The following is a 22,079-nucleotide window of genomic DNA, read 5'->3' as shown; positions in this document are numbered from 1 at the left end:
ATGGACGCGTACGCGGAAGCGGCGGAATAAAAAGAAAACCCCCGCCCAGCGGGGGAAACACCATCCAAGGAGCACCTTTTCTGACCTTACACAACCAGACTTGGTAAATCTGATGAAACACTACGTTGTTCAAAAAGATCAGGCGAATAGGGACGCAGTGCAGCCAATGGCAAAACGCGTTCGAAACATCGAAGTTGTTCTGCAACGCCCTGAGGATAAAGCGACCGCAGAACCGATTATGTCGTTCTACAGGGCTTTGAACAGGTTGATCGAGGCGCACTCCTATGTCGTCAACCTACGCATTCTTGCTGAAGACAAAGTTGGCGAGCCCCTTTATTGGACTGGTCGCTCTGTCATCTTCTGGGGCGATCACGAGCAGACTTGGCATCCTATTGGATCAGAACGGCTTTGGGTCGCTCAGGTCTTGAACCTTGCGCCTCGGACAATGCTTGTCGGAGGGGCTGTGATGCTGTTGATGCTGGCGGGGGGTTCTGGTCGCAAGCTGGGTGCGGTCCATCCGGGTTTCCAAGCCGGCGCGGCAGAGCAAGGGTTGGAAAGCTGCGGAACATCAACCCATCTTTCTGCGACGGGGCGCCTGCATAGTGCCAATAGCCGGATCAGTTCTCTCAGGTTACTGGCCCGCTTCGTGTCGATTGATCATGGCGAACATATAGCGGATGTATTGCGCAAATATATCGGGTTGGAAGAACCGACGCGGGGGAGCGAAAGTCAGGTTGTAAATCGGCTGGTGCGTCGCTCTGGCGGGGACGAATTGGTTATTCATACGCTGAAAACTATGCTGGAGACGATCGAAGAACCGCTTAGTATTTCCGAATTGTCAAAAGTCGTTGGAACATCGACACGTCAGTTGCAGCGACGGTATCTGTGCAAAACGGGCACTAAGCTTTTGGACACCTATAAAGAACTTAGATTGGAGCGGGTGCACTGTCTTTTGAGACATACCGACTTACCGTTTTCGGAAGTTGCCATTGCCACGGGGTTTTCGTCGCGGGTGGCAATGTCTCGGGCTTTCTTCAAGCACTACAGGTCAAAGCCGGAAGACAGTCGAAAGCAGCGATATTACGGTAGTTTGGATATTTGAACCTGCGGCAGAGGGTCGTTTTGCATTGAACGCCTTGCCAGTATTGTTTGCGGCTTCAAAGCAGGGAGTATTGGAATTGCGAGGCGCTGATGCTCTCTTTTCAATCCGAGTGAAGATCGGTTAAGTGCTGGGTTAGCCCATAAGTCCTTTCGCGCAACATGGCGTTGGAAACGGACAGCAGATGTGACTGCATAACTTCCGCTGCGCCCTGACTGTCACGCGCGGCAATCGTGCTGAACAATTGTTCATGCTGTTCGCCCAGACGCACCAGTGTCGAGGCGGAATATTGCGTCGCGCGCTGCCGGGTCCACTCCGATTGTTTTCGAACCGCGCGGATTGAATCGTAGACCGTCAGAAACAGCGGATTATGCGCAAGTTCCGCGATCTTGTAGTGAAATACATCGTCGGCGACCCCATAGGCCTGAGTATCAGCCGCATCCAGCGTGGCCTGCATCAGTTGCTCGAGCGTGCGCAGTTCTTTGGTAGAGGCCCGTTGCGCCGCCAGAGCCGCGAGTGCGGGTTCGATCTCTAGTCGCACTTCCATCACGTCGCGCGGCATCACTTTGGCTGCCACAGCCCGGAACGGGCTGGCACCCACTGCGGGCGGTGGTGACACAAAGGTTCCCTGACCGTGGCGGCGAAATACAGTGCCGTCTTCTTCAAGCTGATCCAGTATTCGACGCATCCGGGCGCGGGTCACGTTCAATGCCTCGGCCAGCGCCCGCTCTGGCAGCAGCTTGCCGTTCTTCAGGAAATCACCTGTTTCGATTCCCGCCCGCAAGGCTGTAGTCAGTTCGATATCTGTTGGACAATTTCCCAAAGGTCAGAACGCTCCGATCAGGTCATAGAACATGCGCAAGGACGTAAGCATCAGGAAGGCGCCAAAGGCAAGACGCAATGCACGTTGCGAGATCGTGTGAGCGATGCGTACGCCGACATGGGCAAAGCTGGTCGTCAGCGGGATGATCAGCGCTGCCGCGATCAAGTTGACATAGCCAAGCGAGAAGGGCGGTAGCCCCGTCTGCCCCAGCCCTGTCGCCGCATAGATCAACGCGCCGGGCAGGCCGATGACGAAGCCGATGGCAGCTGATGTGCCGACAGCGCGGCGGATGTCATAGCCCAAAAAGTTCAGTACGGGCACGCAGACCGTGCCGCCACCGATGCCCATCATTGCCGAAATCGCCCCGGCAAATACGCCGGTTGCAGCCCAAACGCGGGGTGAAAAGCTGCGGGGCGGGCCGTCATTGCCGGGCTTGCGAAAGATCATGTCCAGCGCGACCACAGCTGCCACCGTGGCAAAAACAGCAACCAGAATATAGCCGCTGACCACACCGCCCAATATCCCGCCGATCACCACGCCGACCAGAATGGCCGGGGCCCAACGTTTCAGCAACGCCATATCCAGCGCGCCGCGCTTATAGTGCCCCCAGCTTGAGGACAAGGCAGTGAACACGATGGTAGCCAGCGATGTTCCAACCGCCACCTGCATGGTCAGCGCCGGATCACTACCTGTCAGCGACAATGCGAAATACAGGGCAGGGACGATTACGATCCCTCCGCCAACCCCCAGCAACCCGGCCAGAATACCGCCGAACACGCCAGCGGCTGCGGCAATCGCGATCAAGGTCGCCAGGGTGGAAACGTCAATCCCGCCCATGCATCACGCCGGATCAGTGGCCAGTGAACGGCTGACGCGCCCTTCGGCCTGCCGCTGGGCCTCGGCCTCGGCAATCGCTGCGTCAAGGGCGGTGCGGTCGGGATTGCCCGAGAAATTCTGTTCGCTCGGCATCGCCTCGGCGAAATGCAGGTACCGCTCACTGGCGACATCATAAAGCCGTCGCAGTTCGGCCAGCGGATCAGAATGGTCGTCGCTGCGCAGATCTAGCCAAGAATGGGTCTGACCGCGATTGATGACCAAGCCGGCAGCCTGCTTGCCGCGCTTATCGCCGCCAGCACGCTCGCCCGCCTCCATCGCCGCCATCAACCGTTCGGGGAAGGGCAGCGCGCCCTCGGCCGCATACGTTTCAAAGGTCGCATCCACCACTTCGGGTCCCGCCAGCATATTACCCGCGACCGAGTGCATCTGCCCGATCCGATGCCCGGCCCAGTCAACGCAGGCCGATCCGGTATAGGCGGCGAAATTGCCATGTGCATCCATAAGATGGGCCTGCCGCGCGTCCCGGCCGGTGTCGCGGGCGACCAGATCATCCAATACCGATTGCGCGGCCTCTCCAGCCTCAAGTCGCCTTAAGCCTTCGGTGCCCCAAACCGGGTTCGAGAAAGCTTGCGAAGCGATGGCGCTACGCGGGCCAACATTGGGAACACGCGCGCCACAGGCGAAAAAGCGGCTGGCCACGATAAGGCCGATGGCGCCGGTTTCCGGGTCTTTTGCAATCAGAGAATAGGTCATGTCACCGTCCCACCGCATAAGCTTGCATCAATCGTGGCGTCGCCGCCGCGCGCAGAGTTCCGTCTTTTTCGCGCAGGGCTGCCGTAAGGCGACCCACCGTCCAAGGCTCGGCCACCGAGACTTTGTGGCCGCGTGCGCGCAGGTCCTCGATCACGGTTTCGCCGAATGTGGCCTCGATCATCATCTCGCCGGGGGCGGTGGCGCGGGGATAGAACGAGCCTTGAAAATGCATCGAGTGAAACAGCGGCGCGTCCATACATTCCTGCAATCCCAGCCCGAAATGTACGAAGCGCAGGAACCAGATCAGCTGCCATTGATCCTGCTGGTCGCCGCCGGGCGTGCCAAAGACCAGTTGCACGCCGTCTTTTTCCGCCAAGCTTGGCGTCAGCGTCGTGCGCGGCCTGCGCCCTGGTGCCAGTGAGGTCGGCAGCCCCGGTTCCAGCCAGAACATCTGCGCCCGACTGTTCAGCGGAAACCCAAGCCCGGGAATGACCGGAGAGCTTTGCAGCCATCCCCCCGAGGGTGTGGCCGCCACCATGTTGCCCCAGCGGTCGATTACGTCCAGATGCACCGTGTCGCCGCGCTTCTCGGTCAGGTGCGACATGGTCGGTTCACCCGCACTGGCGCCGGTTCTGGCCGAGAAATCTCGTTCGGCGCGAGCGATGTAGGCATCGGCCAGATGTTCAAAGCCGGGCACCCGGCCGGGGCGTTGATCCTGCGAGGCATCTGGGGTGATCAACGCGTGGCGCTCGGCGGCGTAGGCGTCGCTGAGCAGGTAATCCATCGGGATGTCGCTATGGTCGGGATCACCGTAATAGGCCTCGCGATCTGCATAGGCGAGCTTCATCGCCTCGATTACTGTATGTACGAACTCTGCCCCGTTGGGGTCCATCGACCCAAGGTCGTTCCCCTTGAGGATTGCCAGCGCTTGCAACAGAACCGGACCCTGGCTCCAGGCTTGGGTCTTGTGCACGGTCCAGCCGTGATAGTCATAGGTCAGCGTGTCTTCATACGAGGCCCGCCAGTCGGCCATATCCGCGCGCGTCATAACGCCGGAATTGCGCTGGCCCGAGACATCCATCACCGAAGCCTCGGCTAGATAGTCGAAGATGCGGTCGGCAACGAACCCTTCGCGCCACGCCCGACGGGCAGCGTCGATCTGATCCGTGCGGTCGTCATGCGCGGCTTCGGCATCGGCTACAAGACGTTCATAGGTTGCGGCCAAAGCCGGGTTGGCGAAGTTACTGTGCGGTTCGGGTGCTTTGCCATCGGGCATCCATGTCTCTGCCGAACTGGGCCATTCGTCTTTGAAAAAATCGGTCAGCCCGTCAATAGTATGGGCCACGCGCGGCAAGACAGGGTGGCCGTCGCGCGCATAGTCGATGGCGGGTTGCACCACGTCCCGCAGGGGCAGTACGCCATGGTCGCGCAGCATCAGCATCCAGCCGTCGAAGGCTCCGGGGATGACCGTGGCCAACAGGCCCGAGCCGGGGATCAGGTTCAGCCCCAACCCCGTGTAATGTTCAATCGTGGCGGCGGCGGGCGCGGGGCCTTGGGCGCACAGCACTTCGGTCTTGCCGGTTTTGGCCGAGTGGAAAATTGCAGGCATGTCGCCTGCGGGACCGTTCAGATGCGGCTCGACCACTTGCAGGGTCAGCGCAGTGGCAACGGCGGCGTCAAACGCGTTGCCGCCCTTTTCCAGAATGCCAAAGCCCACAGCCGAGGCGATCCAATGGGTCGAAGTGACGACGCCAAAGGTGCCTCGGATCTCGGGGCGGGTGGTGAATTCAGTCATTCCTAGTCTCCGAAATCAATGTTCGCGCGGGTCCAGCGCATCGCGCAGCCCGTCACCCAGAAGGTTGAACCCCAGCACCACAAGGAAGATTGCGACGCCTGGCCACATGGCCATCCACGGGGCCTGATTGAGGAAGTTTTTCGCCGTGTTCAGCATCGAGCCCCAGCTAGGCGCAGGTGGCTGCTGCCCAAGGCCAAGGAAGGACAATGACGCCTCGGCAATGATGGCGGTGGCGATGGTCAGTGTGGCCTGCACCAGAACCGGCGGAAGCACGTTGGGGAAAATGTAGCGGCTGAGGATTTTCGAGGTCGGCAAGCCGATGGCGCGGGCTGATGTGACGTAGTCCTCGGCCCGGACTGATAGCACTTGCCCCCTTGTCAGGCGTATGAAGACAGGGGTCGCAGACAGTCCGATTGCGATCATCGCATTGGTCAGGGACGGCCCCAGAAACGCCGCCAGCGCAATCGCGAGGATCAGGAACGGAGCCGCCAAAAGAGCCTCAGTGCAGCGCGAGATGATGGCGTCGATCCAGCCGCCGAAATAGCCCGCGATAATGCCCAGCGGAACGCCCAGCAGCACCGCAATCCCGACCGAAACAACACCTGCCAGCAGCGACGCCTGCGCGCCCCAGATCATGCGTGACAGGACATCCCTGCCGATTTCGTCGGTGCCGAATGGATGCGCTGCGGTGGGGGGTTTGCGCACCGCACCCCAGTCGGTGGCTGCTGGGTCAGGAACCGGCAAAATTGGGGCCAGAAGGGCAATCAGCACGAAAAACGTGACCAGAAAACCGCCCAGCATGGCGCTTTTATGCGTGCGGAATTTCTTCCAGACCCGATTTTCCGGGCGGCGCGAGAGGATGGGATCAGCTAAGGCCATGTCAGGCATTCCTCAGACGGGGGTTCAGCAGCACATAGGCCACGTCAGCCAGCAGATTCATCACGATGAACCCCACGGCTGTGACCAGCACGATGCCCTGCACCACAGCGTAATCGCGGTTGAACACAGCATCGACGACCATCTTGCCGAAACCAGGGATGGTGAAAATCTGCTCTGTCAGAACGGCGCCTGCTATCAGCTCTCCGAATAGCAGGGCGGTCAGGGTCACAATCGGGGTCAGCGCGTTGCGGAAGGCGTGTTTCAACACCACGCGGCGTTCATACAGGCCCTTGGCGCGCGCGGTGCGGACATAGTCGGATTTCAGCACGCCCAGCATCGCCGATCGGGTATGTCGCATCAGCGTCGCGGCCAGCGCAGTTCCCAACACAAAGGCAGGCATCAGCATGGTGGTGATGGATTTCACCGGGTCCTCGGACAGGGGTACATAGCCTGAGGCTGGCAGCAGGTTCAGCTTTACCGAGACCAGCAGGATCAGCATGATCCCCAGCCAGAAATTCGGAATGGAAAGCCCGGACAGAGCCACGATATTAGCGATGTAGTCTGTAATAGTGCCTTTCTTGACCGCCGACAGAATGCCCGCTGGTATCCCGATCACCAGCGCAAACAGGATCGCCATGATGGCAAGCTGGATCGTAACCGGCAGCTTTTCCGCAATCAGCTCGGTCACGGGCTGATTGGTGCGCAGCGAAATGCCCAGGTCCCCCTGCAATGCATTCCCGACCCATGTCAGATATTGCACTGGAATGGGGTCGTTCAGACGATATTTCTCGCGCAGGAATTCCAGCACTTCGGGGTCACGTTCCTCGCCTGCCATGGCCAGCACAGGGTCGCCGGGCAACAGCTTTTGCAGGCTGAACACGAAGATCGAGATCAGCAGGATCGTGGGGATCGCAATCAGGATGCGACGCAGAATGAAAGACAGCATAACAGGGGCTTTCGGATAAAATACCCGCCCGGCTGGAGGACCGGGCGGGCCGTGAGTGGCTTATTTCTCCAGTTTCACGCCTTCCAACCGGATCATCCCATCCGGATAGGGGGTGAAGCCCGAGAGGCCATCGTCAAGTGCCCAGATCCATGTCTGGTGATACAGGTACACGATGGGCATATCCTGAGCCAGAATGTCCCGTGCAGCGTCATAATCCGCCTTTCGCACATCAAAATCGGTCGAGGCGCGGGCGTTGTTCAGCATCTCGTCCACTTTCGGGTCCGAGTAATGGCTGTCATTGATGCCGCCACCGGTGGTCATGAACTGGTGGATATTGCCATCCGGGTCCACGCGGCCCGACCACCCGATCTGGCTGGCCTGATAGTCACCGGCACTTTGATCGGCCAGCAGGGTGGCAAATTCCTTGGACGTGATCTCGATTCTGATCCCGGCCTCGGCCGCCATGGCCTGCACGACCTGCATCAGTTGTAGCGGAACGGTGGTGTTGGGAACCTGAACCTCAAGGTCGATCCCGTCGGGGAAGCCCGCTTCGGCCAGCAGGGCCTTGGCTTTTTCCACGTCGCGCGCGGGTACCGGGTGATCGGCGTCATACCAGGGTGAGGTCGGCGGGAAGGGCTGGTTGCCCGGCGCAAACGCACCTTCGAACACAACCTGGTTGATCGCATCGCGGTCCAGCGCATAGCTGAGAGCCTGACGCAGACGTTTGTCATTGCCCCACGGGTTGTCGCCCTTGTCACCATTATTCACATTGATGGTAATGCCCTGATATCCAAGCGAAACAGCGCGTTCAACGTTGATCCCGCCATCACCTTCAGCCTGCGCGAGGTCAGTCGCGGCCAGACGTTCCAACATGTCGATGTCACCCGATTGCAGGTTGGCCAGACGGACGGTTGTGTCCGGAATGGGCAGGAAGGTGACGCTATCGAAATGGATTTCACCCGCGTTCCAGTAGTCAGGGAACCGCTCGAGCGCGATACGATCCTGAGCGACACGTTCCTTGAACTTGAACGGGCCCGAGCAGACTGGGTTCAGACCAAAATCCGCCCCTGCCGCCTTGGCTGCCGTCGGAGAAACCATCATGCCTGAGCGGTCGGCAAATTGCGCCAGCAGGGTCGCGTCGGGCGCGGCCATGTTAAAACGAACAGTGTAGTCATCGACCACATCGACACCGGTCACAGACTTCAGCTCGGACTTACGGCGCGATTCCTCAAGGTTCTGCGACCGGTCGATATTGTCGGCCACGGCCTGTGCGTTGAACGGCGTGCCGTCATGGAACACCACGCCTTCGCGCAGGGTCATGGTCAGGGCTTTGCCGTCCTCGCTCCATTCCCAGCCGGTGGCCAGTTGCGGGATCAGCTCAAGGTCAGGGGTGATGTCGACCAGCTTATCACACATCGAGGCATAGACGATGCGGCCAACAAATGTGCGCGACTGATCGGGGTCCAACACATCTGCGTCGGATTGCAGAGCGATGCGCAGGTCGGCGGCTTGCGCGCTGAGCGCGGTTGCACCGAGCAGTCCGGCCAACAGACCGGTTTTCAAGACATTCATGGTGTTTCCTCTCTGTTTTCGGCAGAAGCCGGGGGCGTTTGGACAGCCGCGCGATACAACGCGAACCGCTCTTCTGCTCCGGCGCTGCGGCGTCGGGGCGGGGCCGGTTTTCCGGCCTCTGGTATGGTTTTCCAATGATGGCAGGCGACGTGATGGCCCCTGCCTGCGTCCTCCAGAACTGGGGGTGTCGTCCGGCAATTGTCCTGCGCAAAGGGGCAGCGGGTATGAAACCGGCACCCTGCCGGTGGCGCAGACGGACTGGGTGTTTCCCCGTTCAGCGCCATGTGATCACGTTCACGCCCTGGCTCGGGTTCCGGGATCGCGGATAGCAGTGCGTGCGTATAGGGGTGGCGCGGTTCCTCGAACACCTGATCGGCGGGGCCGGTTTCAACTACCTGCCCCAAATACATCACAGCGATGCGGTCGCTCATATGCCGGATAACGGCCAGATCATGAGCGATAATGACCAGCGTTAGATCCAGATCCTCTTTTAGATCGTTCAGCAGATTTACCACCTGCGCCTGTACCGACACATCCAAAGCCGAGACCGGTTCATCCCCGATCAGCAGCCGGGGACCCGAGGCCAGCGCACGGGCAATTCCGATCCGCTGGCGCTGGCCACCCGAGAATTCGTGCGGATAGCGGTTCGCGTGATCTGGAAGTAACCCGACCTGCGCCAATAGCGCGGCAACCTTTTGGCGACGCGCGCCCTCATCAAGCTCGGGCGCGTGCACTTCTAACGGTTCGCCGACCAATTTGCCCACCGTCATTCGGGGGTTCAGGGACGAGAACGGGTCCTGAAACACGAATTGCATCTGTTGGCGCAGCGGGGCCATGTCACGGCGGGGCAGGTCCTGAACCTCTTGCCCGTCAAACAGAACCTGACCCGAGGTTGGCCGATCCAGCCGCATCAACAGCCGCGCAAGCGTTGACTTACCGCAACCGGATTCTCCGACGATGGCAAAGGTTTCGCCCTTATGCACCGACAGAGAAACACCATCGACCGCGCGCACTTTGGTTTTGCGCTCGAACAGGCCGGTGCCCAGTGTGAAATGACGGGTGAGGTTTCGTGCCTCAAGGATTACATCGCGCATCTGACCCCCTTGAGCTGCTCCAGCGGGGCATAGTGGCAAGCCACTGCGTGGTTTTCCCCGACATCAGACAGCACTGGACGATCGGCGCAATCCTCGGTCGCAAAGGGGCAGCGCGTGCGAAAGCGGCAACCCTGCGGCATGTCCGCCAGCGCAGGCACGGTGCCGGGCACAGTGATCAACCTGTCGCGAGATCCGCTCATGCGCGGGACCGAGCTCATGAGGCCAATGGTGTAGGGGTGTTGCGGATCATCGAACACTGCATCCACCGGGCCGCTTTCGACGATCTGTCCGCCATACATCACCGCCACATTCGTTGCGATTTCAGCGACAACGCCCAGATCATGGGTAATGAACACCGCGCCCATTCCTGTTTCAGCCTGAAGTTCCCGGATCAAGTCAAGGATCTGGGCCTGAATGGTGACGTCCAGGGCCGTGGTCGGCTCATCCGCGATCAGCAGCGAGGGATTGTTGATCAGCGCCATCGCGATCATCACCCGCTGCCGCATTCCACCTGAAAGCTGGTGGGGATATTCGTTCAACCGCTGTTCCGGGGCCGGAATGCCAACGCGCCGCAGCATGGTCAGTGCGCTTTCATCGGCCTCTGCACGTGTGCAGTTGCGGTGATGCAGGACCGCCTCGGTGATTTGATCTCCGATCTTGAAGGCTGGGTTGAGCGAGGTCATCGGCTCTTGAAAGATCATCGCCATCCGGTCGCCCCGCGTAGCGGCGTCCAGTTGCTGCGTCCGCAGGTCGTATCTGCGGCCTTCGAATTCTAATTCACCCGAAGTGATTTCGATCACATCGAGCGGCAACAACCCCATCAGCGCCATGGCGGTCACCGATTTCCCGCAGCCGGATTCGCCCACGATACACAGTGTATCGCCTGCTGAGACGGTCAGGTTCAATCCGTCTACGGCGGTGGCAGTTTGGCCACAAAAAGACAGGCTGAAGTCCGAAAGCTTCAGGATGGCATCTCTTTTTTCAGGCTCAATATTGGGTTTTGAGCTGGGCACGAGTGAAACCTTTATAGCAACCTATACGCAATTGGTTGCATTGCGACAAAATGTTTGTCAACGGATGATTGAGGTTTTTTGATCGTGCAATGGTTGTTTTGAGGAAACTGCCCGATTTGTAGGCATCGCTTTTCGGCGCGGTCTTGAACACCTTAGTACAGCAACTGAGTTGGTGATTTTGGCTACTGCTTTGAACATACGACCGAAATGTTCTTTCTCTGCGACGTGCCGGTGCACATGCCTAGGAAGCAAGCGGATAAGCGTCGAGCTGAGGGTCGAATGGATTCCAAATTCGTCGCCAAAACCTGATTGAAACATTTCAAAATAGCTTGAAACGTTTTAAATGGTGATTCTCGCAAGGTGAAAAAAATGAAAAACCCGACGATTGTTGACATAGCGAAACGTGCTTCGGTTTCGGTCGGAACCGCATCGAACGTGATGAACCGGCGTCCTGTGGTTTCGAAAGCGCTTGTCGAAAGGGTCGAAGCCGCAGCAGCCGAGCTTGGCTACAACCGCAATACGTTGGCCGCCAGCCTGCGCAGCAGCAGAACCGGGGTTATCGCATTGGTTGTGCCCAATATCGAAAACGCATTTTTCTCGGAAGTATTGCAAGAAATCGAGAACCTTGCGCTGGATAGCGAGAAAAGCGTCATGTTTATGACGACAGGCGAGGACGAGGCGCGAACGCGCCGACACTTGCAAGCAATAATTTCCCGGCGTGTGGATGGGCTGATCATTGTGCCTGCCTTCGACTACCAGCCCGCTTTGGCGGAACTTGAGCGATACGGTATTCCGATCGTTGTTGCCGATAGGATTTCACAAAAAAATCCATTTCCCTCAGTCTCTGTCGATCACAAGGCAGCCGGCGAAATGGCAGGCCGGCATCTATTGGAGATTGGCGCACGCGATGTCGTGTATTTTGGGCACAGCCGTCCCGATTACTGGATTCTGAAACAGCGAGAAGATGGGTTTAGTGCCGCTCTGGCCAACCAGCCTGAGCAGGTATCGGTCAGGTCGTTCAGCCTGTCTTTGGACGTTTTTGTAGGCAAAGAACAGGCGCTGACAGCATTGAAGGCCCTGGATAAGCCACCGCAGGCGATTTTTGCGGCCTCGAACCTTGCGTCGAAAAGTGTATTGCCTGCGCTTCAGGCCAAAGGGTGGTCCATTCCCGGTGATACACGCTTTTTGGCGATGGATGACTTCGAGGCGCTGACCATGATGCAGCCGGGCATCTCTGTGATCAGCCAGCCTTCGGCCCAGATCGCCAGTCAGGCCTGGCAGAAGCTGATGCATTTGATTGATGGGGAAGAGGCGGGCGAAAACGCTCTGTTGCAGCCAGAGTTGATTGTTCGTGGTTCAACACCCGTCATAGCCGCAAGTGCGTGACAATGGCCGCGGGGGTAAAGACATGACCCAATCAGGCTCGACCCTGGCCGAGAACATCTTTGCCGACGGGATGCCTCGGAAACGCTTCGGCTTTGTGGATTGCGCTGCAGCCGAGGCACAAGCGGCGGCGCTGTTGGGGCCATTGGGATTTACGGGATATCCGCGCACACCGATGGCGCGGTTGAGCACCGATGACAGGCAACGAGTTGAGATCGCACGCGCCCTTCATTGTAACCCGCGTGTGCTGATATTTGACGAAGCCACCACTTCGCTGTCGCGCAGCGAACGCGAACGCCTGTTCAACGTGGTTAAGTCGATCCGCAACGGCCGAAAAGACAGGGCGAAGACCATGGCAGTTCAATGCCGTCGGGCAAAAAAACTGGTACGATGTTTACTTGAAGGAAAATGAAGATGGATAAACGGCGGGTGGGTCGGACTGACCTCGTAGTTGATGTTTTGGGCCTCGGTGGCGCTCCACTGGGTGGAAATTTTGTGGACCTTGGCTATGGTCAGGCTGCCGAATTGATCCAGGCCGCGAAGGATGCAGGGATCGGGTTTTTCGACACAGCGCCGTGGTATGGTTTTGGTCGGTCCGAGCGAGTCATGGGAGATTTGCTGCGCGGCACTGACTACGTCCTGTCTAACAAGGTCGGGCGTCTTCTGGTTCCCGGAAGCGTCGAAAATCCGATGGATTTTGGAATGATCGACCCGCTGCCGTTCCACGTCATCTATGATTACAGCTACGATGGGGTCATGCGCAGTTTCGAAGACAGTCTCCAACGTCTCGGACTGGACCGCATAGATATTCTTTTGGCTCATGATATCGGAGTATTCACCCACGGCGATGAGAACACGCGCCATTTCAAAGATTTGGCTGAGGGTGGGTACCGTGCAATGGACGAGCTGCGTCGCGCGGGCAAGGTTAAGGCAATCGGACTAGGTGTGAACGAAAATCAAGTCTGCATGGATGCACTGGGCATCGGCAACTGGGATGTTTTCCTATTGGCCGGTCGTTACACTTTGCTGGAACAGACGCCATTATCGACGTTGTTCCCCGCCTGCGCCGAGGCCGGGACATCAATAATCTGCGGTGGCCCGTTCAACTCGGGCATTCTTGTCGGAAGAGAGATGTGGAACTACGCCAAAGCGCCCGAGGATGTGGTCGCCAAAGCAAGAGCTTTGCAAGAGGTTGCTGATGAATTCGTGGTGCCTCTGGCTGCTGCAGCCCTGCAATTTCCCCTTGGTCACGACATAGTCACGTCAGTGATCCCAGGGCCGCGGGACAAGTCAGAACTGGAACAGATCATTGAATGGTTCAACGCGGACATTCCAAACGATTTCTGGCTTACGCTGAAATCGAAAGGTCTGCTGGATGATCAAGCGCCGGTTTCACAGTCTTAACCACGCTTTGACGACGCCGCGAATGTTGCCACCACGGCTGCACCCATAGTCAAAGCGCATGGATGTCAAAGGGTTCTGAAAAGCCTTTGATTGTGGTGTTGCCGTAGGTTTCCAGCACGGGTGTCCCGTTCAAAAGATCGCAGGTTTCCTGATCGACCAATATCCGACTACCAGTCTTCTGGGTCTCCGATTCAAGGCGCGCGGCGAGGTTTACGGTTGACCCGATACATGTGTAAGTCGCGCGATTGTCTGTTCCGGCATAGCCAGCGACAACTTCGCCGGTAGCAATCCCTACACCGATTTTCAGGTCGCTTTTCCCTTCGGCCTGCCGTTCGAGATTGAGAACCTCGATCATACTGTGCATTTCCTGCCCAGCGGTCACCGCACTTTGGGCCGAGTTCGGCAACGGTTGCGGCACCCCGAATAAGGCCATCAAACCGTCGCCCAACATCAGGCTGACAATCCCGCCATTGCTGGACACGGCTTCGAACATCAAAGTGTAGAAGGTGTTGAGCAGATCAATCGTTTCTTCAGGGGCCAGATTTTCCGACAATGTCGTAAAGCTGCGAATATCGCAGAACAACACAGATGCATTCGCGCGTTTTCCGCCGATGGCAAAACCGGATTCCTGCAAATCCTGCGCCACTTCGGTTGTGGCAAACCGTTCAAGCAGGCGTTTTTGTTCGTCGCGGAGCCTTTTCTTTTCAAGCCCGCTGGACACTCGCGCCCCAAGCAGGGTCTTGTTGACCGGTTTGGGCAGGTAGTCTTCCGCGCCCAGTTCGATACAGCGCACGACATTGTCCAAACCTTCGACCGATGACGTCACAATCACGGGCAGATCGCGTAGTTCGGTACTTGATTTGATCGCCTCTAGAACCTGAAACCCATCCATTTCAGGCATTTCGATGTCCAATAACACCAGGTCAAAAGATTGACGGGACAGCATCTCCATGGCGACCCGGCCGTTTTCCGCAACTGAGGCGTGATGACCCAAAAGCTCGACATTGCGGGACAACAAAAGCCGATTGACCTTGTTGTCGTCGACGATCAGCAACTGGCCGGGGGTTTCAATCATCAATCAGGCTCCGAAGGGCTGTGCCCGCTTTGGTTAGAGCGGCCTCCAATTGTGTCGCATCGGACAGATCATCGGCTGCGGGAAGCGCCCCGAGTTCGATCTGCTTTGCCAGCTCTGCCAGTGCCGCTGCGCCAAATGTATTCGCATTGGACTTGATCGAATGGGCCGCGCGGCGGTAGCCGTCTGCGTCGGATGCCGCAAGGGCGTCTTTCAGGTCGCCGATCATTCCTGGGGCTTCCTCAAGGAACGTATTTACAAGTTCGGCCGCAAAATCCTCTCCTGTGGCGTCTTTCAGCTCTGTGAATATCTGGTGGTCTAGTATCGGTTTGTCTGACATGGATCACCTTTTCGAGCTGGGAACATTTAGCAGTGCTTCGATCAGAACCGGGACGCGGATGGGTTTGGTGATGTAGTCGTCCATTCCGGCGTCCAAACACATCTCGCGGTCGCCCTGCATGGCGTTTGCGGTCATGGCGATGATGCGCGGGCGGCTCTTGTCGGGAAAGCCCTGAATGATACGGCGCGAGGCTTCCAGCCCGTCCATCTCGGGCATTTGGACATCCATGAGAACCACGTCGTAGGTCTGCCTGATCACACTGTCGACCGCCTCGACCCCGTTGCTGGCCAAATCAGCGCGGTATCCCATCTGTTCAAGCAGGCGGAGCGCCAGCTTCTGGTTTACCAGATTGTCCTCGGCCAACAGGATGCGCAGCGGATGCCGTTTTGCCATATCCGGGTCGGATTGCGGCTTGTTCGAGGATTTCGCGGGTATCTTGCGTGTCTGTTCTGTTGCAAACAGCGTGACCAACGTGTCGAACAGATGGGATTGACGCAATGGTTTGGACAGGTTCGCGGTAAACAACCCGTCTTCGATATCCATGTCGCGCGGGCCAAGAGAGCTGAACAGGATCAAAGGCAGATCGGGTTGTGACTTGCGTATCTTTTGGGCCAGTTCTTCGCCGTCCATCTCCGGCATATGCATGTCCAAGATTGCCAGATCAAACTGATCCTCGGTTGCCAACAGTTTCAGGGCCTCTGACGGGCTGTTGGACACTGTCGTTCGGGCACCCCATTTTTCGGTTTGCAAGAACAGAATTTTGCGGTTGGTGGCATTGTCATCCACCATCAGAATGCGCTTACCTTCAAGTTCGGGCTGGATACCGACCAGATTGCGCGCTGATGATTTCACCGGCTTTGCAGGCTTGGCCCGGATCGTGAAGACAAAGGTCGACCCATGCCCTTCGCCTTTGCTTTCCGCTCGCATGGTGCCGCCCATAAGCTCGGCCAGTCGTTTGGAGATTGCAAGACCAAGACCCGTACCGCCGTATTTCCGGGTCGTCGAACTGTCGGCCTGACTAAAAGACTGAAACAGGCGGCTCATACCTTTTTCAGACAGTCCTATGCCCGTGTCCCTTACCCTGAACGTGAGTTCGATTTCGTCCTGCGTGATGGCAGAGCGTTCAACGGACAAAACCACCTCGCCACGTTCCGTAAACTTCACGGCGTTGGACAATAGGTTCAACAATATTTGCCTGAGACGGGTCAGGTCCGTGCTGATCGCTGGTGGTAACTGATCGTCAAATTCATACGCCAGATCCAACTGCTTTTCGGCTGCTTTGCCACTGATCAAGTCCAGTGCACTTTCGATACATTCCCGAAGGTCGAACGGATGGGCTTCGATATCCATCTGTCCCGCTTCGATTTTCGAGAAATCGAGGATTTCGTTGATGATCCCTAGCAACGCGTCACCGCTGTCGCGGATCGTATTGGCATAATCCCATTGCTCGGTATCCAATTCGGTGTCCATCAACAGCCCGCTCATGCCGATGACCGCGTTCATCGGTGTTCGAATTTCGTGGGACATCGTTGCCAGGAAAGCGCTTTTGGCTTCATTTGCCTCTTCTGCAGCCTTCCGGGATTCTTCGGCCTCACGGAACAGGCGCACATTTTCAAGCGCGATGATCGCCTGATCGGCGAAGGATTCAGCGATGGCAACTTCGTCGTCCCGAAAGGCGCGGGACGATTTGCGAATAAAGACCAGATTGCCGAAACAATCCTTGCCGCGCATCAGCGGCACCATGAAAAAGGCTTTGAACCCCTGTTGCTGCACAATCTTAGTGTCACGAGGGGACAATTCACCAAATCGGGATTCGTCAAAAAGAAGAGTTTCGCCGCTTTGGATGGCACGCGAGGGCAGGTTATCCTCGGGGTCAATTGGGAGACGCTCGGTCCAAGTGATTTCTTCAAGACCTTTGGGGGTTGCGGCTGCGACCTGCCAGTAGTGAGTTTTGTCCGCCTGCATGGCGATCGACAAGTCGCAATCTATCAAAGAGGTTGCCAGCGTTACGATTTTCTCGAAAACCGGTTTGGTGTCGGTGGGCGATTCAGAAATGACCCGCAGGACGTCCGCGCTGGCGGTTTGACGTGCAAGGGCGGTCTGCGTATCGTTGAAAAGTTGCGAATTCTGAATTGCGATAATCGCCTGTGACGCGAAAGTTTCCATTTGTTTGATTTGCTTTTGGTCAAAGGCGGCGGGCTTGCGGCTTCCCATGCTGATAACACCTATTGTGACGCCATCACGTATCAGAGGGACAGACAGAACGGATCGGTACCCTTCAAGATGCGAGATGAGAACCGGGTCGTAATTTGCGTCGGCTTGAGTGTCTTCCACATAGTCGGCGCGCCCATGCAACAGGGCGCGCGCAGTGGCTGATTTTGAGCCAGGCTCGAACGGGTGCGCTTTCAGAAATTCAGCGAAAGAGGCTGAAACATTGTGCCCGGCGAAGTAGTGGAATTTACCGTCTTCGGGCTTTTTCAGCGCCACGAATGCATCCTGAAGGCGGCAGATGCGGGAGGAAACTGCCAACAACGATTGCAGAACCGGTTCCAGATCGTCGGGGGACCGGGAAATAACCTCCAGTACTTCACTGGAGGCTTTTTGATATTCCAGCGACTCTTCAACCTCGGCAGTGCGGGCCTGCACCTCTTCGAAAAGCCGGGTGTTGTTGATAGCGATCAGAGCCTGTGCGGCGAAGGTTTCCAACAGGTTTATCTGCTTTTCGTTGAAGGCCCCGACCTGCCTGTGCGCCATGACGATAACGCCAAGTGTCAGCCCGTCCTTGACCAACGGAACCCCCAACGTGGTCAGATAATCGCCAATCTGCGCCGCCTCTTTCCAAGTGTATGATGGGTCGTTGCGCGTATCTTCGATGTAAACCGTCTTGCCATGCAATGCTGTGCGCCCGATGCACGAGCCTTCTTCGGGCGCGATGGGGTTTTCCGAAAGAAACGCAAGAAAGGCGTCACTGACATTTCGGGACATGACCACGCGGTACAGCCCGTCCTCTGGGTCCCGCATGGCAAAATACGCGTATTCCGGGTCGCAAATCCGCGATGACACCTCCAAAATCGCGTCTAAAACCGGCGGCAAATCGTTGGGCGAGCGTGAAATGACATCCAGAACTTCGGAGGTTGCGGTCTGGTATTCCAGCGATAGCTCGACTTCGGCGGTGCGTTCTTTGACTTCGCGGAACAGGTTGGCATTGGTGATGGCAATCGTGGCCTGATCGGCGAAGGTTTCCAGCAGCTTGATCTGTTTTTCGGAAAATCCGTCCACCTCGCGCGAACCCACTGAAATCACACCCACAACTGCGCCGCTTTTTTCCAATGGGACGCCCAGTACCGAACGATATTCACCAACGCCGCTTTCCTCCATCCAGGTGTAGGTTGGATCGGCCTGAACATCTTCAATGTAGATTGTGCGTTTCGACAGGATGGCACGCCCGGTGACACCACTGTCATTTGGGGAAATAGGGTGAGCCGATACATAGTCCGCGAAAGTGGTATCCTTGGTCCGTATCGCGTGAACATGAAAAAGCAGATCGTCGGGGTTCAGCATCGCCACATAGGCGTCTTGCAATTCGCAGATACGCGATGCTTCTTCCAGAATGGCGTCCAAGACCGGGGACAATTCGTTTGGCGAGGCCGAGATGACCCGAAGCACTTCCGAAGTCGAAGTCTGGTATTCCAACGCCTGCGTGACCTCTGCCGTTCGATCTTGCACCTCGCGGAACTGGCGTACATTTTCCATCGCAATGACGGCTTGCGCCGCAAAGGTCTGAACCAACGCGACGTCGTCGTCTGAAAAAGGCGCAACTTCGCGCCGATAGAGGACAATCACCCCTAGCCCGACGCCGTTCTTCATCAGCGGGACCGCAAGAACCGAACGGGCACCCTCGATTTCGACCATCTGTACCCGACGAGGGTCGCGATCGTTGTAGTAAAGCGGGTCCGAGGCGATATCGTCCTGGCGGATTACCTTGCCGTCGATCATTGGACGGATCGCAATCAGTTCGGTTCGTGTCAGAGGTTCGACAAAGTGTTTCAGGGCGTTGTCAAAATCCTCGGTCGCGCCGATGTTGGCCGGGATCGTCGCAAGCTGTTGGTCCTGATCGGCCACGCATAGAAAGGCCAGCGGTGCTTTGCACAAGCGGCTGGAATTTTCGAGGATGCTGCGGAAAACAGGGTTGTCGTCGTCGCGGCTGCGGCTGATAACTTCCAAGATTTCGCGGGATGCTTCCTCTCGCTCGAGCCGTTCCTGCACTTCACGAAACTGGCGGGTGTTTTCGATGGCGATCACCGCATGTTTGGCGAATTCTTCGATGAATTGCACATCCGAGTCAGAAAACGGGCGCACTTCACGGCGACTGACCGCAATTGCTCCAATCGCCTGATCCCCCTGCATCAGCGGAACCGCAACGCGCGACCTGATCCCTTCAACGTCGACCATCTCGACGGCGGTCGGATTGCCCGAGCGGTAGTAGTCGGTATCGGCAATATCGTCGATGCATACGACTTTGCCGGATCGAATTGCGGTTGCAGCTGTAACAGAGCCGTCAAGCGGCCATTCCTGCCCAAGTTCAACCTCGGTTTGTTCATGACCCCATGCCGCCGCCAGACGCGCATGTGTTCGGCCTGAATTCACAAGAACAAGCGCCGCCTGATCGGCACCGCACACCTCGGTGGCTTGCTGCAAGACCGTTTCAAAAACGCGCGCATCGTCATCTCGGCTCTTGCTTATGACACTTAACACTTTCTGTGTCGCAGTTTGCCGTTCAAGCTGTGTGTGCAGTTCGGTCAGTTGGCGTGTGTTGTCGATAGCGATGACGGCTTGGGCCGCGAAACCCTCAACCAACGAGATCTCGTCCGGGGTAAAGGGGCGCACTTCGCGTCGGTAAATACCGATGACGCCTACGGGCGCGCCATCGGCTGACATCAGCGGCACCGTCAGAAACGATCGGACACCTTCTTCATCCACAAGCTGGCGGCGCCAGGGATCGCCATTGATGTAGTGGTCGGTCAGCCGCAGATCGACATTGTGAATAACCCGCGCTTCGCGGACGGATTGCGCGATTTGCAGATTGGAATCCAAAGACCAGCGATCAACACCGACCTGATAGGTTGCCAACTGATCTCCGAAATGAGCGGCGTATTCCAGGTAGGTTCCCGCCTTGTTCAGAAGGCTCAATGTCGCCACGTCCGTTTCACATAGTCGGGCCGTGTTTTCGAGGATGGTCTGGAAAACGGGTGCCTCGTCATCCCTGGACTGGCTTATGACCTCAAGAACCTCGCGCGCGGCCCCCTCGCGTGCCAAACGGGTCTGCAACTCGCGAAATTGGCGGACGTTTTCGATTGCGACTACCGCCTGCGTCGCAAAGGTTTCGATCAGTTCGACCTGATCGTCGGAATAGGCGCGCACCTCATCGCGGGCCAGCATCAGGCATCCGATCGCGGCACCATCCAGTTTGAGCGGAACAAGCAATATGCTGCGGCACCCATGGGTGTCGACAACAAGCTTGAAGCGTGCGTCACCCGCTTTGTGAAAATCGGTGTCGCCCATGTCCAGAACATGTTGTGTTTGACCGCTGAGGATGGTGTCGGCGACAAGAGAATTGCCAGGCTCCATCGTGTATTTGCCGTCCAGCCAGAGCTGCTGGATGTCCGGGTGCAGATTGACGCTGGCAACCAGTCGTTGGAGGGCGTCTTCTTTGCGCCCCAGAACCAGACCGGCGAAAACAGCGTCGCACAGGTCCTTCGCCAGCGTCACGATCAGATCGCAGACGGGCTGCACATCTTCCTTAGCTTCCGAGATCGCCCGCATAACCTGCGCGGTCGCCTCGAACCGTGCTTGCTGGTCATCTACGCCGAGCATCGCATTTTGCCCAGACCGCGATACTGAATTCTCGGCTGTCCCTGATGTCCTTTTCTTACCCACCTGTGCTTAAGCTCCCAGGCAAACCAATGAAGTACACTAAGCCGGATTTTAGAGAGCGTAGGCTAGAAGTCACTGAGTTTCTTTGCCCATTGCGCCAATGGCAACTTTGGACCTGAGTTGATTGGGCCCAGACGCCTGTTTGGAAAGGAATGAAACCTCTGGTCCAGCTTGGCCGTTGGTCAGGTTTGCAGCGGATACGCTTGTTGGTGTTATGGCCTCTAAGGTCTCATTCGTTTTGGCAAAGCTTCCTGCCCCTGCGCAGCAGAGCCCACCCACCAAGCGTTATGACGAGAAAGGTACATTGAACAAGCCTCGCGACTAGCTTCGGACATGTTCAATACCATTTCGCTGAGCGTTCCCGTCCGACGGATCAGGTCGATCTGCAGTTTGCCGGGTCTGGCCGCCTCGGCTGGGGTCGGCAGCGCTGGTCAACAGGCCCTACTTGATCAGGATCGCATGCAGGCCCGAGTTCAGGTCACCCGTCTTGACCTCATGGCCCGTGGCGGTCAGCGCCTCTACGAATTCAGCCGCTTCGGTTTACTGCTCCACATCCATGCCGGAGCAGTTGCGATGCACGAAGCGGCTAGTCTCGATCGCGTCCTGCGGGTCCATGTCCCAGTCAAGGATCGCGATGATGGTCATATCCACATTGTTGATGATGTGGCTGCCACCGGGCGAGCCGATCCGCAGGTAAAGCTTGCCATCTTTCATCACGATGTTCGACTTGAACAACGAGGACCAATCTTTTTTGCCGTACAGGATATCGGTCACTTCCATCAGGCGCAAAATGTCCGGCGCTTTTTTGGCGCGCGTCAAAGGTGATCAGCGTCTCGGATTCGGCGTTCCAATACAGCACGTACGCACCGCCACCAATGCCGGACAATTGCGGCTCGACCAGGTTTGGCATCAGCTGAACGGCGATCATCGCGTCTGAGGGCAGTGCCGCCTGCGGCCAGCACAGCACCGGTTATCAGAAACGTTTGCATCATCAGGTGCTCTCCCGGGCGATGATTGACGGTTGATTTCTTGTACTGCGCTTGGGGTGTTTCTGTTTGATCTAGCCAGCCGCAGAGGCCGAGCGCACGACGTAGACGGAGACTTCTGAGTGTCTGACGACGCGTGCTGCGTTTGG

Annotated in this window: 17 protein-coding genes and 1 pseudogene; 4 read left to right on the top strand and 14 right to left on the bottom strand. The window is 57.5% G+C overall.

What is annotated here, in order from left to right; all coding sequences use genetic code 11:
* Nucleotides 1-1,102 (top strand): helix-turn-helix domain-containing protein (locus GOV79_RS21955; protein WP_214648146.1); only part of this gene is annotated, 1,102 nt, incomplete at its 5' end.
* 100 nt (nt 1,103-1,202) lie between these two features.
* Here the strand turns inward: GOV79_RS21955 and GOV79_RS21950 are convergent.
* The 9 genes from GOV79_RS21950 to GOV79_RS21910 are packed head-to-tail and all read right to left on the bottom strand — an operon-like array spanning nt 1,203 to nt 10,811.
* A complete protein-coding gene (locus GOV79_RS21950) occupies nt 1,203-1,883 on the bottom strand; it encodes a FadR/GntR family transcriptional regulator (protein WP_237215984.1) in 681 nt (226 codons plus the stop codon).
* Between the two features lie 42 nt (nt 1,884-1,925).
* On the bottom strand, nt 1,926-2,759 hold the full coding sequence (locus GOV79_RS21945) for a sulfite exporter TauE/SafE family protein (protein WP_170791753.1): 834 nt from the start codon (nt 2,757-2,759) through the stop codon (nt 1,926-1,928).
* A 3-nt stretch (nt 2,760-2,762) separates the two neighbouring features.
* On the bottom strand, nt 2,763-3,512 hold the full coding sequence (locus GOV79_RS21940; RefSeq protein ID WP_170775752.1) for a DUF1028 domain-containing protein: 750 nt from the start codon (nt 3,510-3,512) through the stop codon (nt 2,763-2,765).
* A 1-nt stretch (nt 3,513) separates the two neighbouring features.
* Entirely contained in the window at nt 3,514-5,307 is a 1,794-nt protein-coding gene (locus GOV79_RS21935) for a gamma-glutamyltransferase family protein (RefSeq protein WP_170791752.1), read from the bottom strand.
* Between the two features lie 15 nt (nt 5,308-5,322).
* Nucleotides 5,323-6,186, bottom strand: coding sequence for an ABC transporter permease (locus tag GOV79_RS21930; protein ID WP_237218093.1), 864 nt, complete (start codon nt 6,184-6,186; stop codon nt 5,323-5,325).
* Between the two features lies 1 nt (nt 6,187).
* Nucleotides 6,188-7,132: an ABC transporter permease gene (locus GOV79_RS21925; protein WP_170356484.1), complete on the bottom strand. Its 945-nt coding sequence runs from the start codon at nt 7,130-7,132 to the stop codon at nt 6,188-6,190.
* A 60-nt stretch (nt 7,133-7,192) separates the two neighbouring features.
* Nucleotides 7,193-8,704, bottom strand: a complete 1,512-nt coding sequence (locus GOV79_RS21920; protein ID WP_170787639.1) for an ABC transporter substrate-binding protein — start codon at nt 8,702-8,704, stop codon at nt 7,193-7,195.
* Nucleotides 8,701-9,798, bottom strand: coding sequence for an ABC transporter ATP-binding protein (locus tag GOV79_RS21915; RefSeq protein ID WP_170791750.1), 1,098 nt, complete (start codon nt 9,796-9,798; stop codon nt 8,701-8,703). The genes GOV79_RS21920 and GOV79_RS21915 overlap by 4 nt, the downstream gene beginning before the upstream one ends.
* Nucleotides 9,786-10,811 (bottom strand): ABC transporter ATP-binding protein, encoded by a 1,026-nt coding sequence (locus tag GOV79_RS21910; protein WP_331252785.1) that lies wholly within the window; start codon nt 10,809-10,811, stop codon nt 9,786-9,788. The genes GOV79_RS21915 and GOV79_RS21910 overlap by 13 nt, the downstream gene beginning before the upstream one ends.
* Nucleotides 10,812-11,180: 369 nt before the next feature.
* On the opposite strand from GOV79_RS21910, the gene GOV79_RS21905 reads away from it, so the two are divergent.
* The 3 genes from GOV79_RS21905 to GOV79_RS21895 are packed head-to-tail and all read left to right on the top strand — an operon-like array spanning nt 11,181 to nt 13,598.
* Nucleotides 11,181-12,197, top strand: coding sequence for a LacI family DNA-binding transcriptional regulator (locus GOV79_RS21905; protein WP_170791749.1), 1,017 nt, complete (start codon nt 11,181-11,183; stop codon nt 12,195-12,197).
* Between the two features lie 22 nt (nt 12,198-12,219).
* The gene (locus GOV79_RS22560) at nt 12,220-12,606 is read left to right on the top strand and encodes an ATP-binding cassette domain-containing protein (protein ID WP_170791748.1); all 387 of its coding nucleotides are present in this window, start codon (nt 12,220-12,222) and stop codon (nt 12,604-12,606) included.
* 2 nt (nt 12,607-12,608) lie between these two features.
* Entirely contained in the window at nt 12,609-13,598 is a 990-nt protein-coding gene (locus GOV79_RS21895; protein WP_170791747.1) for an aldo/keto reductase, read from the top strand.
* Nucleotides 13,599-13,647: 49 nt separating this feature from the next.
* On the opposite strand, the gene GOV79_RS21890 is transcribed toward GOV79_RS21895, so the two are convergent.
* The 5 genes and pseudogenes from GOV79_RS21890 to GOV79_RS22665 all read right to left on the bottom strand — a co-directional run.
* Complete coding sequence (locus GOV79_RS21890) at nt 13,648-14,673, bottom strand: adenylate/guanylate cyclase domain-containing protein (protein ID WP_170791746.1); 1,026 nt, start codon at nt 14,671-14,673, stop codon at nt 13,648-13,650.
* The gene (locus tag GOV79_RS21885; protein WP_170775769.1) at nt 14,666-15,010 is read right to left on the bottom strand and encodes an Hpt domain-containing protein; all 345 of its coding nucleotides are present in this window, start codon (nt 15,008-15,010) and stop codon (nt 14,666-14,668) included. Before GOV79_RS21885 ends, GOV79_RS21890 begins: the two co-directional genes overlap by 8 nt.
* Before the next feature lie 3 nt (nt 15,011-15,013).
* Nucleotides 15,014-20,884 (bottom strand): GAF domain-containing protein, encoded by a 5,871-nt coding sequence (locus GOV79_RS21880; RefSeq protein ID WP_170791745.1) that lies wholly within the window; start codon nt 20,882-20,884, stop codon nt 15,014-15,016.
* Between the two features lie 600 nt (nt 20,885-21,484).
* A complete protein-coding gene (locus GOV79_RS22455) occupies nt 21,485-21,763 on the bottom strand; it encodes a gamma-glutamyltransferase (RefSeq protein ID WP_237218092.1) in 279 nt (92 codons plus the stop codon).
* Between the two features lie 19 nt (nt 21,764-21,782).
* Nucleotides 21,783-21,854 (bottom strand): annotated as a pseudogene (locus tag GOV79_RS22665) (hypothetical protein); the annotation flags it as partial.
* Nucleotides 21,855-22,079 lie beyond the last annotated feature (225 nt).

Source organism: Ruegeria lacuscaerulensis, from assembly GCF_013034745.1.
In the GTDB taxonomy this organism is placed as follows: domain Bacteria; phylum Pseudomonadota; class Alphaproteobacteria; order Rhodobacterales; family Rhodobacteraceae; genus Ruegeria; species Ruegeria lacuscaerulensis_B.
This window is presented reverse-complemented; position numbering and strand designations above follow the sequence as displayed.